The sequence below is a fragment of the Vicinamibacterales bacterium genome, from assembly GCA_036496585.1.
Taxonomy (GTDB): domain Bacteria; phylum Acidobacteriota; class Vicinamibacteria; order Vicinamibacterales; family 2-12-FULL-66-21; genus JAICSD01.
Map to the genome: position 1 here is coordinate 19806 of DASXLB010000030.1, position 17543 is coordinate 37348.

Below are 17543 nucleotides of genomic sequence, written 5' to 3' on the forward strand. Positions count from 1 at the left end.
GGGTGATCAGATCACCCGATCACGAGATCACCCGATCCTACTTGATCGGTTTGCCGTCCGCGCCGAACGCCTGGACCACGCCGAGCTTCTTCAGCGCCGGCTCGACCTTCGATTGATCGCCGACCGCGACGACCTGCAGGCGGTCTGCCGCCCAGTACTTGCTGGCGACGCGCTGCACGTCGGCGGCGGTGATCGCCTCGATGCGTGACGGATACGTGTCCCAGTAATCCGCCGGCAGCTTGTAGATGTAGCGCTCGATATAGTTGTTGAGGATCGCGTTGGGACTCTCGAGCGAGAGCGCGAATCCCGCGACGAGCGCCTTTTTCGTATCCGCGAGCTCCTTGTCCGGGACCGGCACCGCGCGCATCTGACGGATTTCATCGAGAAGATCGGTCAGCGCCGGGTCGGTGACCTCGGAGCGCACGTCGGTCGACGCCGACCACGAGCCCACCACCCGCGTCGCGTTGAAGCTGCTGTAGGCGCCGTAGGTGTAGCCCTTTTCCTCGCGCAGGTGGGAGAACAGACGGCCGGTCGGGCCGCCGCCGAGAACGCGGTTGGCGACAGTCAACGCGTCGTAGTCGGCATTCGTGCGCTCGAGGCTCTGGGTCCCCACGCGCAGGCTGGTCTGCACCGATCCGGGCCGCGCCACGAACGAGACCGTCGCGGCCGCCGGCGAGGCCGGTGCGGTCTGCGCAGCGATTGAGGCGCCGGACTTCTGCCATCCGCCGAAGACGGCTTCCGACTTCGTCTTCGCCTGCTCGAGCGAGATGTCGCCGGCCACCGCCAGGATGGCCCGATCGGGCACGTAGTGGGCCTTGTGGAACTCGACGAGCGCCTCGCGCGAGAGGGCGTCGAGCGCGGCCGGAGTGGGCGCGACCCGCGACAGCGGGTGGTCGCCGAACAACGCCTGCGACAGGCGCTCCTGCGCCAGGAATCCCGGCTGCGTCCGCTGGTTGATGAACGCGGCCTTCGTGCGCGCCTTGTAGCGATCGATCTCGGCCTGCGGGAACGACGGGTTCATCAAGACGTCGGCCATCAAGGACAGCACGGTGTCGAGGTTCGCGGTCAGCCCGTTGCCACTGACCGTGGCGAACGCCGACGAGGCGCCGGCCCCGACCGCCACCGCGGCGGCAAGACGATCGAGGACCTCCGAGACCTGCTCGGACGACTTGGTCGTCGTGCCCTCCCGCATCAGCGCGGCGGTGAAGCCGGCGAGCCCGGCCATCGCCGGCGGATCGTAGTACCCGCCTGCGCCATCGACGAGCATCTGGAAGAACACCTGCGGGGCGCGGTGGTCCTCGACGACGATCAGATGAACGCCGTTCGACAGATCCGCCTCCTGCGCCTTGGGGAGCGAGACCTTGAGGACGTCCTTGTTGACGGGCGCCCGGCCCTTGAGCACCGTGCCGGCGGCCTTGGCTGGGTTCCCCTGCTGCGCCGGCGCCTCACCATGGACGGCAACGGCGGCGGCGAACGCGCACACGACGGCGGCGGCCGACAGACGGCGGATCACTCGGCGCCTCCCGTCGGCGCGCCGGCCGCGGCCGTCTTCGGCAAGGTAATCACCACCGAGCGGTTCTGGGCGGTCAGATACTTCCGCGCGACTCGCTGGACGTCCGCTGCCGTCACCTTTTCGTAGGTCGCGGCGCGGGTGTTGACCAGGTTGGGGTTGTCGTAGAAGAGCGCGTACTCTCCCAGTTGAATCGCACGCTGCAGCGTGCTCGTCATCGCCGCCGCCTGCTGACGCACACCATTGTTGTGGGCCTTGTCGATTTCCCAGTCGTGGATCGGGCCCGTCTTGACCTTCTCGACCTCTTCGAGGAGCGCCGCCTCGACGTCCGCCGGGGACTTGCCGGGCGCCACTTGCGCCGACACTTGGAAGAGGCCTGGCCCGCGCTTGTCGGGATTGTTCGCCGACGCGAACACCGCCAGTTGCTTTTCGCGCACGACCACCTGGTTCAGCCGGGCGCTGCGCCCGCTCGACAGCACCCACGACACCACGTCGAGCGCGTCGAAATCGGGAGTTCCGGCCGGCGGCGTGATCCACGCGATGTCGACCTGGGGCAGACGCGCCAGCGAATCCTCGATCGTGCTGCGCCGTTCGGCCGTGTGTGGCGGCTCGGCGAGGTCGGGGCGCTTGGGCTGCGGCTGCCGGGAAATCGGCCCGAAGTACTTTTCGATGAGCGCCAGCGTCCGCTTCGTGTCGACGTCGCCGACGATCGACAGGACGGCGTTGTTCGGCGCGTAATACGTCTTGAAGAACGTCGCCACGTCGTCCACCGACGCGGCGTTCAGGTCGTCCATCGAGCCGATGACCGAGTGCTTGTAGGCGGGATTGTCGTAGGCCTGTTCGTCGATGCGCTCGTAAGTATTGCCATACGGCTGATTGTCGAGGCCGAGCCGGCGTTCCTCCTGGACGGCGTTGCGCTGGTTGTCCAGATTCGCCTTCGTGATGTCGAGCGACTTCATCCGGTCGCTCTCGAGGAACAGCGCGAGATCGAGCTGGTTGGCCGGCAGCGTCTCGAAGTACAGCGTCCGGTCGTTGTTCGTCGTGCCGTTCATGTTGCCGCCGTTGTTGAAGACCAGCGTGAAGTGCTCGCCCGGACCGACGTTCTCGGATCCCTTGAACATCATGTGCTCGAAGAGATGCGCGAACCCGGTGCGACGCACCTTCTCGTCGGCCGATCCGACGTTGTAGGTCACGGCGATGGAAAAGGTCGGCGCCGAGTGGTCCTCGGAGACAATGACGCGCAGCCCGTTCTTCAGCTTGACGTCGGTGAACTTGATCGCCGTGTCCGCGGCCCCGATCGGGACCACAAGGACAACCGCAACCGCGAACAGGAACGCGGAAACCCGGCGCGAACCAGACATACTGCCTCCTCGCAGGAGTGGACGGACGCCCAATCCTAGGAGGCCGCGCCGCCGTTTGCAAGGCAGTTCGTCACATCGCTCATCGTGGAAACCGGGTCCGGGGGGGACCCGGTTCCGGCGACAAACGCAAGACGGGCGGCCCGCCTCCACGCAGGCGGCCCGCCTGCACGCACCTCAGTTCAGGACCATGGCGATATTGCGCGCGACCAGGTCGTCGGTCGCGGCGCCGGCGCGCGCCCGTTTCGCATGCGCAACGGACACGGCGCGGTTCTTGTCGGCGTTGATCATAGCGGCCGCGAACTCGAGGCCGGGGTCCCCTGGCCGGAGCAGGAGCGCCTTCTCGATCATGGCGACCCCGTCGACGTCGCGGACGATCTCGGCCAGCTGTGGTGCGGTGTCGTGGAACTCGGCCAGCCGCCCCATCAAGGACATCTGCCGCAGCGCCTCCCCCAGATACGCCGCGTCGAGCCATGCATACGCGTCGGGGCTGTGCGTCCGTTCGGTCAGACGCGAGAGCAGCTGCGCCGCCACGGCTTGATCGCGGCTCGCGTAAATCGTCGCGCGGCGCAGCGTTTCCATGCGCACGACGACCGGCGTCGCCGGAGCCAGGAGCGCGATGGTGTCGGCGGCGAGATGCGATACGTCGTAGCCGGGCGACGTCTCTGACCAGCCGGCGCCGGCTCCCCAGGGGAGCGAACGCGCGGACCCGATGTCGAAGGGATGACACAACAGCGGCGGACCGGCGAATACGGGGGCGGCGACCGCCGACAGCGTGACGGCGACTGCGATGACAAGCGATGAACGATTCATGAGCGTCTCCTTCGCTTGAAATGACGTGAGCGCGCGCCGATCGTTAACGGGCGGTTGGCTCAGTCCACGGTCGGCTCATCAGGTGCCACCACTGCGTATCGCCGAGACCGAGTCGATCCCACCACTGCTCGAGCATCTGTGTGTTGCCGGCACGCACGCCGTCGCGCGTCACGTCCGGCGGCGGCGGCACCAGCGCCGAGAGCCGGTCGTAGACGCGGTCACACGCCGGACCGTCGACGCGCCGCAGCAGGTGCCAGAGGGTCAACGCATCGCGCGGCCGCGACGACGAAATTGCGGCGTCGATCGCGGCATCCCGCGCGGCGCCGCGGTCGCCGAAATCGATGGTCTCGATCGCGGCACGAAGTGCGGCGGGCGCGTCTTCGAAATACGGCGTCCCGGGACCGCGCCCGGCGCGCGTTCTGCACATCGCGCCTGCGGGAATCAGGGCCTGACGGTCGCGCATCTGGAAACCGACCCAGCCTGTGGTCACGCGGAGCGTGCCCTCGCCGCGCCCGTCGACGTCCAGCGTGTACGCGCAGCCGAGATCGACGGCCAGCGACGAACGCGTTTCGACGAAGAACTGACCGGGATCCGCCCAGATGAATGCGGAGATCGCACCGCTGTGCAAGCGGAAGCGATAGTGCCCGCTGGAGGCCGGGACGAGGCTGACGTCGGTAGACGGGCCGACATCGATATGGCCCACCGGGCCAAGCTCCAGCGAAACGCGGCCGGTGACGCCGGTACGGAGCAGCTGCCCGACAGACAGCGTGCTGTGCTCGTCGATCGACCGCGAAGCAATCGACGCAGGTCCCTCCACCTCAACGACGGACCACGAGGGCGCGTTCGCCGGCGCCGGGTGCGCGAGCCAACGCGGTGCAACGGCCAGCACGAGCGCCGCCGCGGCCGCGAGCGGGAGGATGACGTAGGAAGCGGGACCGCGCCGGCCAGGAGCCGGCGCCACGAGCGCGGGCGGCAGGCTCGTCGGGTGCCGCTGGCCAAGCGGCGCCAGCAGCCGCTCCAGCGCGGCGATCTCCTCGTCGGGCGGTCCGGAGCGATCCCACAGGTAGTCATCGGACACGGGCGCTTCTCCCTTCGAGCCGCTCGCGCAACTGCTTCATGCCGCGGTGCAGGTTGACCCGCACCGACGCCGGCGTGAGCCCGGTCGCCGCGGCAATCTCCGGACCGGTCATTCCTTCGATCAGCCGCAGCGCGAGCGTTTCTCGATACGCGTCGGGCAGCGTCTGCAGCGTCCGCAGCACGGTTTGCGCATCCAGGCGTGCGGCGCCGTCGGTCGACACGTCCGGCGTATCGTCGAGCGGCTCGGTGGCGCGGACCTGGCGCAGATAGTCGACGCCGCGGTTACGGGCGATCGCCGCGAGCCAGCCGCCAAAGGCCGTCGGCTCGCGCAGCCCCCGGATCTGCCGCATCGCTTGAAGGAACACGTCCTGGACCAGGTCGTCGACATCGCCCCTCGGAACTCGTGCGATCAGGATGCCGTGCACCATCCGGGAATAGCGCCCGTAGAGCTCGGCGAATGCGTCGCGATCGCCGGTGCGGGCCGCCTCGACCAGGCGGCCGATCTCGTCCACCGACTCGGCGGCTTCTCGAAGGGCACGGCCGTCGGCCATCAGGGGCAGGGCATCCGGGTGGAGGGCTGCTGTCGTCACGACCGCTGCTCGCCTTCTAAAGACGTCGCGGACCGAAGAGTGTTAACACAACCGCGCCGATCTTGAGGCGGAAGAGGCGGCAGAGGGGGATCCGGCAGACACGAAACCGCCGGCTCGGAACGAGGACGGAACGCAAAGCACCCTGCGAAAGTGCTGACGTGTGAATCGATGGACGACACCGGGGAATTCCGGCGCCGCTCCTGCGATCCGTCCTCGATCCGAGCCGGCGGTTTGGGACGGCGGATCCGTGCGGATCCGCCGGGATGGGGTTATTAGGCCAGGACCTTGAGGACGACGCGGCGGTTCTGGGCGCGGCCGGCCTTGGTCTTGTTCGGCGCGATCGGCTTCTCTTCGCCGTAGCTGATCACGTTCATCTTGTGGAGCGGAATCTGCTGGCTCTCGTAGAGATAGCGCTTCACGGCTTCGGCGCGCTCGAGACCGAGCTTGTAGTTGAGGTCCTTCGGCCCGACGTTGTCGGTGTGGCCTTCAATCTCGATGTAGCCGCCGTTGGGGTTCGCCTTCAGCTGCGCCACGAGCTCGTCGATCTTCGACTGCAGCTCGGTCGGCATCTTCGACTGGCCGAACTTGAACCCGCCCTGGTCCTCGCTGAGCACCACTTCATAGACGAGACGGTTCGCCTTCTTCTCGATGTCGTCGGCGCGCGTGTTCACCTTGTCGGCGGCGGTATAGGCCGCGTCGGCGCGCTGATTCGCGGTCTGCGCGTGCTGGTCGGCCGACTGAGCGGCCGCCTGCGCCCGCTGATCCACGTCGTTGATCTTCGTCTCGTTGGCCTTGGTGCGTTCCTGGTTCTCCTCCACCGACTTCGACAAGCCATCGACCTTGTCGTTGACCTCGCCAACGCGCTGGCGGACCATCTTCTTCGTCGCGCAGGCGCTCGTGCCGCCAAGGGCCATCGCCGCAATCGCCATCGTTCCAATCAGCCTTTTCATCGCAGTCGCTCCTTTAGAAACTTGCACTTCCGGCGTGCGCGCCGGCGGCATAACCGCTGCGCGCGCGCACGACCAGGTCGCGGTTGGTCGTCCTTACCGTCACCCGCCGCCAGCCCGCCTCGGTCGAGGCGGTGAACGCCAGCACGTACTGATGACGCAGTTCATCGACGATCTGACGGGCCGCGATGCTCTCGTGCGCCGGGGCACTCGTCACAAATAGCTCACCGCCCGTCTGTCGGGACAGATCCCGCAGCGGTCCCTCCGCCTGACCCGTCAGCGACGCCTTGTCCCGATCGACGTCGGTGACGACGGTCATGACGTAGACCGGCACGTCGATGGCTGCGGCCGCCGCCGACACCTGCTCGGGCTTGAGTTCGCTCGACGTGTCGATGCCGTCGGTGAAGACGATCACCGCCCGCCGCCGCGGATCGTGCGGACGACTTTCGACGACGCGCTCGGCGGTCTGCGCGATCGCGTCATACAGCGACGTCTGTCCGTAGGGGGTGACGCGCGAAAGCGCCTGCTCAATCGCGACGACGTCACTGGTGAACGGCTGCAGCGACTGCAGGTTCATGTCGAAACTGAAAACGGCCGCCTCGTCGGCGTCGGGCTGCAGCCGAAGCGCACTCAGGACCTGGCGCGCCGACTCGCGCGCGTCCTCGAGGTGCGAAACCAGCCGCATGCTGCCGCTCACGTCGAACAGCAGCGCGACCCGGACCGGAGCGTTGTCGTCGGTACGGAAGTCCACCACCTCGCGACGAGTCCCTGACTCCTCGACGATGAAATCCTCCTTGCGGAGGTTCCGCGCGAAGCGGCCTTTCTTGTCCCGGACCACGGCAGCCACGTTCACCAAATCGATCGCCGACCGGAAGGTCGGGGTGGCTTGAGGCTGCGGAACCTGGGACGCCATGGCGAATGACGACGCGCCCAAGAGGGCGGAAGCCAGGAGAGCCGTCGCAGGAGTGCTCTTCGCCACGCTGCTCCAGTAATCCAATCGTGGTGCCATTCGTGAAATCCTTTTATTCTCAACGAGTTGAACTGCCGTGGTGTCCTGTGAACTGGTCGAAAAACGTTCTCTTGCGCGTAAGACTTACACGATCATCGGGACGCCTAGGCGTAAGTTTGGCGGGTGATACCATGCCGCCATGCGCACCCGAGCCGCCATCCCGGTTGCCCGTCGCGTCGGCGGTTTCAGTTACGCCATCCGGAATATCGTGGCGGAGGCCCATAAGGTTGAGGCCTCGGGCCGTCGGGTTCGCTATTTGAACATCGGCGACCCGATTACGTTCGGGTTCAAGACGCCGCCTCACATGATCGAAGCGGTCGAGCGCGCGATGCGCGACGGCCACAATGGCTACCAGGCCTCGGCCGGGATTCAACCAGCCCGCGAGGCCGTCGCCGCCGAGTTGACGCGCCGGGGGATGCCCGTCGACGCCGACCGCGTCCTGGTCACGGCGGGCACCTCGGAAGGCATCGAACTCGCCCTGACCGCGCTGGCCGAGGCGGGTGACGAGGTGCTGGTTCCCTCGCCGACCTATCCGCTCTACACGGCGGTGCTGGCGAAGATCGGCGCGCGCGCCGTCTACTACCGCACCGACCCGTCGAACGGCTGGCTGCCCGACCTCGACGACGTGCGGGCGCAGGTCTCGACCGCGACGCGCGCGCTCGTCGTCATCGATCCCAACAATCCCACGGGCGCGACCTACCCGATCGACGTCCGCAAGGCGCTCATCGAGATTGCCGATCGCCACAACATTCCGCTGATAGCCGACGAGGTGTATGGGGATCTCGCCTACGACGGCGCCGTGCCGCCCATGGCGAGCCTGGATCCCGACGCGCCGATCATCTCGTTTTCCTCGCTCTCGAAGGCGTATCTGGCGCCGGGGTGGCGCACCGGATGGATGGCGATCGGACGGACGGAAGGCCTCGACGCCGTCCTGGCCGGCATCAAGAAGCTCGCCGACGGCCGGCTGTGCTCGACCGGGCCGATGGAGCACGCCATCGTCGCGGCGCTCAACGGCGATCGGTCGCACGAAGAGCGCTTCCGCGCGGCGCTGCGCGAGCGCGCCGCGGTGACGGTGGCGCGCCTTAATGCGATTGCCGGCATTCATACCGTTGCGCCAAGCGCCGCGTTCTACGCGATGCCGAAGGTCGAGCTGCCGCCGGGCGTCACCGACGAAGACTACGTGCTGGGGCTGCTGCGGGCGACGGGCGTCCTCTGCGTCTATGGCTCGGGGTTCGGCACGAAACCTGAGGACGGCTTCTTCCGCGTCGTGTTCCTGGCGAGCCCGCCGGAGCTCGAAGAGATCTATGGCCTCGTCGCCGCCTTCACGGAGGACTTCCGCGCACGAGGCGGGCGCCCCTGAAAGAGCCGGGCCGGCCCGACATCCGTTCGCACATCCGCTACGCGATCGTGATGGTCGCGCTCGCGGGCCTCATCCTGTGGTGCGCCTACATCGTCCGCGACGCGCTTCGACTGATCTACATCAGCGGCATCCTGGCCATAGGCTTCAGCCCGATTGTGCGGATCATCGAGCGTCAGAAGCTGCTGCCAGTCGGGTCGGCGCGCTTCCCGCGCTGGCTGGCGATCCTGGTCCTGTACCTCGCCATCCTGGGCGCCATCGGCCTGATGCTGGTGCTGATCTTCCCGGCGCTGGTGCACCAGGCGCAGGCGATGTGGGACAAGGCACCGGAGTGGTTCGAGCGCGGCCAGCAGTTCCTCATCACCAAAGGCTGGTTGGGGGAACACCTGACGATGCGCGAGGCGGTGGCGCGGGCGCCGGGAACGGGGGGCGGCGCGGTGCAAAAGGTAGCCGGAGCCGTCGCCGGAGTCGCCGGCGGGATCTTCGGCGTCGTGACGATCCTGATTCTGACCTTCTACATCCTGGTCGATTCCGCGCACCTGCGCGAGTCCGCGCTGCGGCTGCTGCCGCGCGATCGGCGCCAGCGGGCAGATCTGGCGAGCCGCGAAGTGACGGCCAAAGTGAGCGCGTGGCTCACCGGCCAGCTGCTGCTCGCCGCGGTGATCGGCGGATCCTCGGCAATCGGTCTGTGGGCGCTGGGGATTCCGTTCTTCTACGTACTGGCGCTGATTTCGGCGATTGGCGAGATGATCCCGGTGGTTGGACCGATCCTGTCGGCAATTCCCGCGCTCTCGGTGGCGGCGACGGTCTCGGTGCAGAAGGTCGTGGTCGTCTTGATCTTCTTCGTCGTGCAGCAGCAGCTCGAGAACCACGTCCTGGTGCCGAAGATCATGTCCCGGCAGGTTGGCGTCAGTGCGGTCACGGTCATCGTCGCGCTGCTCATCGGCGGCAGCCTGGCGGGTATCCTCGGCGCCATCCTGGCGGTGCCAACGGCGGCGATCCTTCAGGTCGTGGCGTCTGAAGTGCTGCGGGAAGACTGACGCGGGCGGTTCCGGCGCCGCGGCGGTCTGCCGGCGAACCGCACGCCGAACGGGACACCCATCCGTGTAGCCGCGTGAATCCGTGGCTATAATTCGCGCTTATGCGTCACGATCCGCTCGCCTTCCTCGGCACCGAGCTCGACTCCCTTCGCGAGCAGCAGCTCTACCGCCAGCTGCGTATTCTCGAGGACGAACAGAAAGCGCACACGACCGTCGACCACACGTCGGTCGTCAACCTTTCCTCGAACAACTATCTCGGCCTGACGACCCATCCGAAGCTGCGCGCGGCGGCGCTCGAAGCGATCGAGGCGTACGGCGTCGGCACCGGCTCGGTCCGCACCATCGCGGGGACGATGGACATCCACATGGAGCTCGAGCGCAAGCTGGCCGAGTTCAAGAAGGTGGAGAAGGTCGTCGTCTTCCAGAGCGGTTTCACGGCGAACGCCGGAACGGTCTCGGCGATCCTGACCAAAGAGGACGTCGTCATCTCCGACGAGCTCAATCACGCGAGCATCATCGACGGCTGCCGGCTGAGCCGCGCCACGATCAAAGTGTTCCCGCACAAGGATGTCGATGCGGCGCGGCGGATCATCGGGGACCTCCCGGCGGGTCAGCGGAAGCTGCTCATCACCGACGGCGTCTTCAGCATGGACGGCGATCTCGGGCCGCTGCCGGAGCTGTGCGGGCTCGCGGAAGAGACCGGCTGCATCATGATGGTGGACGACGCCCACGCGAGTGGCGTGTTCGGCAGCCACGGCCGGGGCACGATCGATCACTTCGGCATGCACGGCCGGGTAGACATCCAGGTGGGCACGCTCTCGAAGGCGATCGGCGCGCTGGGCGGGTATGTGGCGGGAAATACGAACCTCGTCGAATTCCTGTACCACCGCGCGCGGCCGTTTCTGTTCTCGACCTCGCATCCGCCCTCGGTGGTGCTGACCTGCATGGCCGCGATCGACGTGCTCATGACCGAGCCGGAAATCATCGAACGACTCTGGTCCAACACTCGTTTCTTCAAGGAGGGGCTGCAGCAACTCGGCTTCGACACCGGGTCGAGCGAGAGCCCGATCACGCCGGTCATCGCGGGCGAAGGCGACAAGGCGATGTTGCTGTCGGACAAGCTGTTCGGACGCGGAGTGTTCGCCCAGGGCATCGGGTTCCCGACTGTCGCGCGTAACCGGGCGCGCGTCCGGACGATCGTGACGGCGACGCACACGCGCGAGGATCTCCAGTACGCGCTCGACCAGTTCGACGCCGTCGGCCGTGAGATCGGATTGATTTGAGGACGTGAAGGAACGTGGCGTCAGGACGGCGTGGGAGCGAACGTGCGGGGAGGTCGGGCCGGGCGAAGCCTGACCGGTGGATCGACGCCTGGACGCGCGACGTCGCGCGCGACGTCACGGCCGAGGATCTGCAGCGCCTCTTCACGCACGACACCCGCGAGGCGTACCGCTTCTTCGCGCGCGGACTGGACGAGGAACGCCTCGCCGGCGAGCCGCCGTGGCGCCGCCTGGCGCTGCGCGCGCGCCAGCTCTTCGTCGCCTTCACGCTGCGGCTGTCGCCGGCACGCCGGCTGCTCTACCTGATCTCGCTGGTCGTCGCGCTCATCGGCGTCCTCGAGCTCTACCGACAATGGGGCAGCGTCCAGCTCCCGTTCGGCACGCCGTTCTTTCACGTGACGGTCTTCGCGCCGCAGTGGGCCAGCGGCACGCTGTCGCTGCTCATCAGCATCCTCTTGATCAACCTGCTCCTCCTGCTCGAAGTCGCCGATCGTCTTTCGCTGAAGGGGGAGCTGGAGGTCGCGCGGGAGATCCAGCTGGCCATGCTGCCGACCGGCACCTATGTCGCCGGCGATGCCGAGATCTGCGGCGTGACCCGGCCGGCCAACACGGTCGGCGGCGATTTCTACGACGTGCTGCCGCTGGCAGGCGACGCCGAGGGCCGGGTGATCGTCACGCTGGGCGACGTCGCCGGCAAGGGCAGTCCGGCGGCGCTGCTGATGGCCCTTCTCCTCGCCGTGCTGCGCACACTCGTCGACGAGCAGCTCGAGGCGCGGGCGCTGATGGCCCGACTCAACACCCAGATCTGCCGCCACAGCCCGGCGTCGCGGTTCATCACGCTCTTCTACGGGGTGTACACGCCGTCCACCGGCGCCCTCACCTACGTGAACGCCGGACAGAACCCGCCTCTCCTGCGCCGCGCCAGCGGTACGATCGAGAGGCTCGGCGGGACGGGGGTGGCGCTCGGGATGTTCGAAGGGTCCACCTTCGGGGCGGTCGAGACGCACGTTGACCCGGGGGATCTTCTGGTGCTCTACAGCGACGGCATCACCGAGGCCGAAAACCCGTCGGGGCTGCCGTTCGAGGAGAGCGGGCTGGAGCAGGTGCTGGTGTCACGGACTGACGCGGCGCCCGCGGCGCTGGCGCCGGCCATTCTGCGAGCGGTCGAGGCCCACGCGCGCGACTCGCGCTTCACCGACGACCTCACCGTGCTGATTCTGAAGCGCGGCGGCCTCCAGTAGTCCCACCGTTCGTCACCGGCCGCGTGCCGCCGCCAGTGTCCCATAATGACCGTGTCGATGCGCGCCGTGCTCCTTTCCGCGTGCCTCTTGCTCCTGTCCGCCCCGGCCCGGGCCCAGGACCTTCCGGCGGATCCGGTGACGCGCCTGGTGGTGTCCATCGAGGCGGCGATCCGCGCCGGCGACTCGGAGGCGCTGCGCGCGCTCGCCGCACCCGAGCTCGACCGGGTCCGGCTCAGCGAGTTCGCGGTCGGGATGACGCACCCCAGAGCTGGGGAGCTGTCGCTCAAGGAGCGCGACCGCGCGACGCTGGACAACGGACGCCAGCGCCTGCTGATCGAGACGCTCACCGTCACCGCGGGCGAGGGTCACGTCTGGACGTGGCGCATCGACGCGGCGCCACGGCGCGGCAGCGACGCCTGGGCGATCGCCGACGTCGAGCGCCTCGGCGAGATCGACGGACTGTATCGGCTGTCGCTGGATCCGTCGCTCGAGTGGGACGTGCGCAACGCGGTCGTCTCGGCGCCGGACCTGACGCTGCGATTGATCGCCGGCTACGCCTTTGCCGCACGGGTGCCGGACGGCCCGACGGCGATCGTCTTCATCGGCCAGGGCGAGATTGATTTCAAACCGGAGCCGGAGTCGGAGCGCGGACAGCTGCGGATCTTTTCCGGCGCGGCCGCGCTGCGGACCGGCTTCTCGGCGCTGTTCATCCGCCTGTCGCCGGCGGAGTTCGCCGACCGGCTGGCCTCAGGATCGCTGACCCCGCGCGCCGTCGACGCCGCGCAGCTGCGCCGCGCCGCGCAGGTGTTCGAGGCCAATCTGCCCAACAGCTTCCAGATCGATCTCAACGATTTGAGCACACAGCGCTGGTCGCTGGTGCCGCTGCGCGGCGACTTCGTCGGGGAGATCGGCACCGGCCGCTTCGGCACCCTGACCTACGCGCGATCGTCGGCCGAGCCCGAAGACATCTCGTTCTTCGATCGGCGGCGCCGCCGCAACATCTGCGTCTACACCTCGGCGGAGAAGCTCGCGACGCGCGGCCGCTTCTTCAGTGAGGACGACAGCGTCGACTACCACGTGACGCACTACCGCATCGAGACGTCATTCGCTCCCGAGCGCCTGTGGCTCGACGGCGAAGCGACGCTGTCCGTACACAGCCGCAACGCGCTGGCCGGGACGCTCACGATCCACCTCTCCGATTCGCTCGTCATCCGATCGGTCAGCTCGCCGCAGCTCGGCGGACGCTTGCTGCACTTGCGGGTCGTCGGCCAGAACAATGTGCTCATCGGGCTGCCGGGCACGATCGCGCCGGGTAGCGATTTCGACCTGACCTTCACCTACGGCGGACGGCTGCTGCCCCAGAGCATCGACCGGGAAGCGATCGCGCCGCAGCAGGGGCCGAGCCTGCAGGCGCCGTTACCCGACCTGGTCGTTCCTGCGGAGCCGCAGTGGACCTTCAGCAACCGCAGTTACTGGTATCCGCAGGGCACAGTGACCGACTACGCGACGGCGTCGCTTGCGATCATCGTGCCGGGCGAGTACGACGTGGTCGCGAGCGGCACCTCGCAGGGTGCGCCGGCGCTGCTGCCGGCCCCCGCCGGGCAGAAGGGGCGCAAACGATTTCTCTTCGAGTCCGGGCAGCCGGCGCGCTATCTCGCGTTCAGCGTCAGCCGCTTCCTGACCGCCCCGGCCCAGACACTCACGCTGCGGGACGACGGCGATCCGCTCACGCTCGTCGTCGAGGCCAACCGGCGGCAGGCCAATCGACTGCGCCAGTACGGCGACAAGGCTGCCGACATCCTGAAGTACTACGCGTCGATTCTCGGCGACGCCCCCTACGACAGCTTCACGGTGGCGATCACCGAGGGCGACCTGCCCGGCGGCCACAGCCCGCCGTACTTCGCGCTGCTCACCCAGCCGCTGCCGACGACACCATACGTCTGGGCGAACGATCCGGTGGCGTTTCAGGGATATCCGTCGTTCTTCATCGCGCACGAGATCGCGCACCAGTGGTGGGGCCAGGCCGTCGGGTGGAAGAACTACCACGAGCAGTGGATCAGCGAGGGGTTCGCGCAGTACTTCGCGGCGATGTATGCCGACAAGGAGCGCGGGCCGGACACCTTCTCCAGCATCGTGAAGCAGATGCGGCGCTGGTCGATCGAGATGTCCCCGCAGGGCCCGGTGTATCTGGGCTACCGGCTCGGGCACATCCGCGACGACGGGCGCGTCTTCCGCGCGCTCGTCTACAACAAGGGGGCGATGGTCCTGCACATGCTGCGCCGGCTGGTCGGCGACGACGCCTTCTTTGCCGGCCTGCGCGATTTCTACCAGACCTGGCGGTTCAAGAAGGCGGGGACCGATGACTTCCGCGTCGCGATGGAGAAGGCGGCGGGCGGGCGATCGCTCGAACGGTTCTTCGATCGCTGGATCTATGCCGCCGGCGTCCCGACCGTCCGCTTCGCCTATACCGCCGACAGCAGCAGCCTGCGGGTCCACTTCGAGCAGGGAGGCGACGTCTACGATCTGCCTGTGACGGTGACGATCGGCTATGCCGACGGTACGAGCGAAGACGTTGTCGTCGCGGTCACGGAGCGAGTCGTCGACCAGTCGCTGCCGCTGAAAAAGCCGCTCCGGTCGGTCGACGTGAACCGGGACGGCGGAGCGCTGGCGGTCATCGACAAATAGGCGCCGGTTCGAACCGCTGAGGCCCGGCGGCCCCCGGGGACCGTTCGACCCGGGCCGCTGCCATAACTTGATATGATCCGGGACTTATGGAGAACGCCGTCAACCTGACGATCGACGGCCGTGCGTTGACGGTCGAAAAGGGCAAGACCGTACTGCAGGCGGCCATCGAGCACGGCATCAAGGTCCCCTACTACTGCTACCACCCGGGCCTGGGGATCGACGGCTCCTGCCGCGTCTGTCTCGTCAAGATCGAGAAGATGCCCAAACTCCAGACCGCCTGCTCGACGCCGGCCGCCGAGGGCATGGTGGTGATGACCGAGACGCCCGACGTGGTCGAAGCGCGGGCGAGCGTGTTCGAGTTCCTGCTCATCAACCATCCACTCGACTGCCCGGTGTGCGACAAGGGCGGCGAATGCCCGCTGCAGGACTTCTCCTACTCGTTCGGGCCGAACGAGAGCCGCATGGAGTTCCCGCGGCGCGTGTTCGACGGCGACGGGGTGAAGGCCGACGTCGACTTCGGCCCGACGCTGATGCTCAACCGCAACCGGTGCATCCTGTGCACGCGCTGCGTGCGGTTCATGCGCGAGGTCGACGGCGACGCGCAAATCGGCATCACCGACCGCGGCTACGGCAGCGAGATCGCCACCTTCCAGGAGGAAGGGGTGCACTCGCTCATCTCCGGCAATCTGATGGACGTCTGCCCGGTCGGCGCGATCACGACGCGCGACTACCGGTTCAAGTCGCGGCCATGGGACAACCCCGACGCGGTCGACACGATCTGCACGTTCTGCGAGCGCGGCTGCAACACCACCGCCTGGCTGCGCGCCAAGCCGGAATGGGCAAAGGGCGCGCGACTGGTGCGTACGACGCCGCGCTTCAACCCGGACGTGAACGGCTACTGGATGTGCGACATCGGCCGCTTCGACTATCACTGGATCGAAGGGGACGACCGCCTGCATACGCCGCTCGTGCGGACCGCCGCGGGGCTCCAGCAGCCGGCCGACTGGCAAGGCGCGCTGGCCACGGTCGCAGCAGGGGTCGAAGCGAACGGCGGTAACGGTGCCGTGCGGTTCCTGATTTCAGCGCACGCGTCGCTCGAGGAGCTGTTCGTCGTCGGCCGCCTTGGCGGCGCCTTCGGCATTCCCGAAGACGGCGTCGCGGTGAGCTGGCGCGTGCGCGAGAAACCGCAGCCGGCGAACACGAAATTCCACGTCCCGCCGGTCGACGCGCCGAATGTGAACGGCGCGGCCGATCTCGGCTTCCCCGTCAACCGCGGCGCCAGCGGAGAGGCCGATCTCGCGACATTCCGCCGGCAGATCGAGAGCGGCGCGGTGAAAACGCTCTACGTGTTCGACCCGGGACCGGCCGGATCGATCGGTGACGTCTCGTGGATCGTCGAGGCGCGAAAGGCCGGCAAGCTCGCCTTCCTGGTCGTCCAGGGCGTGCTGATGACCGATTTGTCGCGCGCCGCCGACGTCGTCCTGCCCGGCAGCTGCGCGTTCGAGAAAGACGCCACCTATGTCAGCGGGCAGGGCCGCCTGCAGGCCGCCGCGCGCGCGCTGGCGGCGCCGGGAGACGCGCGCGACGACTGGCAGATTTTTGTCAACCTCGCGCGGGCGCTGGGCTTACCGCTCGACTACACAGGCAGCGGGGAGATTCGCGCCGAGCTGGCGCGGGCGCTCGCCGGTAACTCCCGCTACGAAGGACTGGCGTCGATCGCCTTCGCGCGCCCGGTCACTGCGAAAAACTGGCTGCAGGCCTCGAACCCGTCGGAGCGCTGGAAGTGGGACGTGATGTTCCAGGACTTGCCGCCGGTGAAATTCGAGGTCCGGCCGGATCCTTCGACGATTCCGGTGAGTCTCATCCGATCATCGAAGACTGAGTAAGTGAACCAGCAGATCACGCTCCTGGCCGCGTTTGCCGCCGGCTTCCTGTCGTTCGTGTCTCCGTGCGTGCTGCCGCTCATCCCCGGCTATATCTCGTTCGTGTCGGGGGTGTCGGTCGAGGAGATGCGCGCCGACGTTGCGCCGACGACGTCGCGGCTGCAGGTTTTCCTGACGTCGCTCGCCTTCGTCCTCGGGTTCTCGATCGTGTTCGTGCTCCTCGGCGCCTCGGCGACAGCGATCGGCAAGTTCCTGTTTGCGCGGCTGCCGCTGCTGAGCAAGATCGCGGGCGTGATCCTGGTGGTCTTCGGCCTGCACACGATGGGCGTGTTCCGGCTGTCGTTCCTGGAGTCGGAAAAGCGGATGCACTCGCAGCGCAAGCCAGCCGGCCCTCTGGGCGCCGTCCTGGTCGGCGTGGCGTTCGCCTTCGGCTGGACGCCGTGCATCGGCCCGATCCTGGGCGGTATCCTCGCAATCGCCGGGTCGAAGAACAGCGTCACCGAAGGGGTCACGCTGCTGGCGGTCTACTCGATGGGCCTCGGGATTCCCTTCCTCCTCACGTCGCTGGCCATCAACCAGTTCTTCGGCGCCGCCAAACGAATCCGCCGCTATTACCACGCCGTGGAGCTGGTCTCAGGCGCGCTGCTGATCGTCATCGGCCTGCTGATCATGACCGGCCAGCTCACCATCATCACCCGCTATCTGCAGCCCTATCTGCCGACGTTCTGACGGCGAGGGCGACGGGCGACCTCA

At 67.6% G+C, this 17543-nt stretch carries 14 protein-coding genes; 7 read left to right on the forward strand and 7 right to left on the reverse strand.

Going from position 1 to position 17543, the window contains the following annotated elements; translation table 11 throughout:
* Positions 1-37 precede the first annotated feature (37 nt).
* The 7 genes from VGI12_10425 to VGI12_10455 all read right to left on the reverse strand — a co-directional run bounded on the left by VGI12_10425 (position 38) and on the right by VGI12_10455 (position 7304).
* Positions 38-1513 (reverse strand): pitrilysin family protein, encoded by a 1476-nt coding sequence (locus VGI12_10425; GenBank protein ID HEY2433077.1) that lies wholly within the window; start codon positions 1511-1513, stop codon positions 38-40.
* Positions 1510-2871, reverse strand: coding sequence for a pitrilysin family protein (locus VGI12_10430; GenBank protein ID HEY2433078.1), 1362 nt, complete (start codon positions 2869-2871; stop codon positions 1510-1512). The genes VGI12_10425 and VGI12_10430 overlap by 4 nt, the downstream gene beginning before the upstream one ends.
* Before the next feature lie 174 nt (positions 2872-3045).
* Positions 3046-3681 (reverse strand): hypothetical protein, encoded by a 636-nt coding sequence (locus VGI12_10435; protein HEY2433079.1) that lies wholly within the window; start codon positions 3679-3681, stop codon positions 3046-3048.
* 43 nt (positions 3682-3724) lie between these two features.
* Complete coding sequence (locus VGI12_10440) at positions 3725-4759, reverse strand: hypothetical protein (GenBank protein ID HEY2433080.1); 1035 nt, start codon at positions 4757-4759, stop codon at positions 3725-3727.
* Positions 4749-5348, reverse strand: coding sequence for a sigma-70 family RNA polymerase sigma factor (locus VGI12_10445; GenBank protein ID HEY2433081.1), 600 nt, complete (start codon positions 5346-5348; stop codon positions 4749-4751). Before VGI12_10445 ends, VGI12_10440 begins: the two co-directional genes overlap by 11 nt.
* A 272-nt stretch (positions 5349-5620) precedes the next feature.
* Positions 5621-6298 (reverse strand): OmpA family protein, encoded by a 678-nt coding sequence (locus VGI12_10450; protein HEY2433082.1) that lies wholly within the window; start codon positions 6296-6298, stop codon positions 5621-5623.
* Between the two features lie 13 nt (positions 6299-6311).
* Complete coding sequence (locus VGI12_10455; protein HEY2433083.1) at positions 6312-7304, reverse strand: VWA domain-containing protein; 993 nt, start codon at positions 7302-7304, stop codon at positions 6312-6314.
* 139 nt (positions 7305-7443) lie between these two features.
* Between VGI12_10455 and VGI12_10460 the strand changes: the two genes are divergently transcribed.
* From VGI12_10460 to VGI12_10490, 7 genes are all read left to right on the forward strand, one after another.
* Positions 7444-8664 (forward strand): aminotransferase class I/II-fold pyridoxal phosphate-dependent enzyme, encoded by a 1221-nt coding sequence (locus tag VGI12_10460; protein HEY2433084.1) that lies wholly within the window; start codon positions 7444-7446, stop codon positions 8662-8664.
* A 50-nt stretch (positions 8665-8714) separates the two neighbouring features.
* Positions 8715-9701 (forward strand): AI-2E family transporter, encoded by a 987-nt coding sequence (locus VGI12_10465; GenBank protein ID HEY2433085.1) that lies wholly within the window; start codon positions 8715-8717, stop codon positions 9699-9701.
* Between the two features lie 101 nt (positions 9702-9802).
* Positions 9803-10984 (forward strand): glycine C-acetyltransferase, encoded by a 1182-nt coding sequence (locus VGI12_10470; GenBank protein ID HEY2433086.1) that lies wholly within the window; start codon positions 9803-9805, stop codon positions 10982-10984.
* A gap of 14 nt (positions 10985-10998) precedes the next feature.
* On the forward strand, positions 10999-12222 hold the full coding sequence (locus tag VGI12_10475; protein ID HEY2433087.1) for a PP2C family protein-serine/threonine phosphatase: 1224 nt from the start codon (positions 10999-11001) through the stop codon (positions 12220-12222).
* An 87-nt stretch (positions 12223-12309) separates the two neighbouring features.
* Entirely contained in the window at positions 12310-14907 is a 2598-nt protein-coding gene (locus VGI12_10480; GenBank protein ID HEY2433088.1) for a M1 family aminopeptidase, read from the forward strand.
* Positions 14908-14993: 86 nt separating this feature from the next.
* The gene (locus VGI12_10485; GenBank protein ID HEY2433089.1) at positions 14994-16793 is read left to right on the forward strand and encodes a molybdopterin-dependent oxidoreductase; all 1800 of its coding nucleotides are present in this window, start codon (positions 14994-14996) and stop codon (positions 16791-16793) included.
* Positions 16794-17519 (forward strand): cytochrome c biogenesis protein CcdA, encoded by a 726-nt coding sequence (locus VGI12_10490; GenBank protein ID HEY2433090.1) that lies wholly within the window; start codon positions 16794-16796, stop codon positions 17517-17519.
* Positions 17520-17543: the final 24 nt, after the last annotated feature.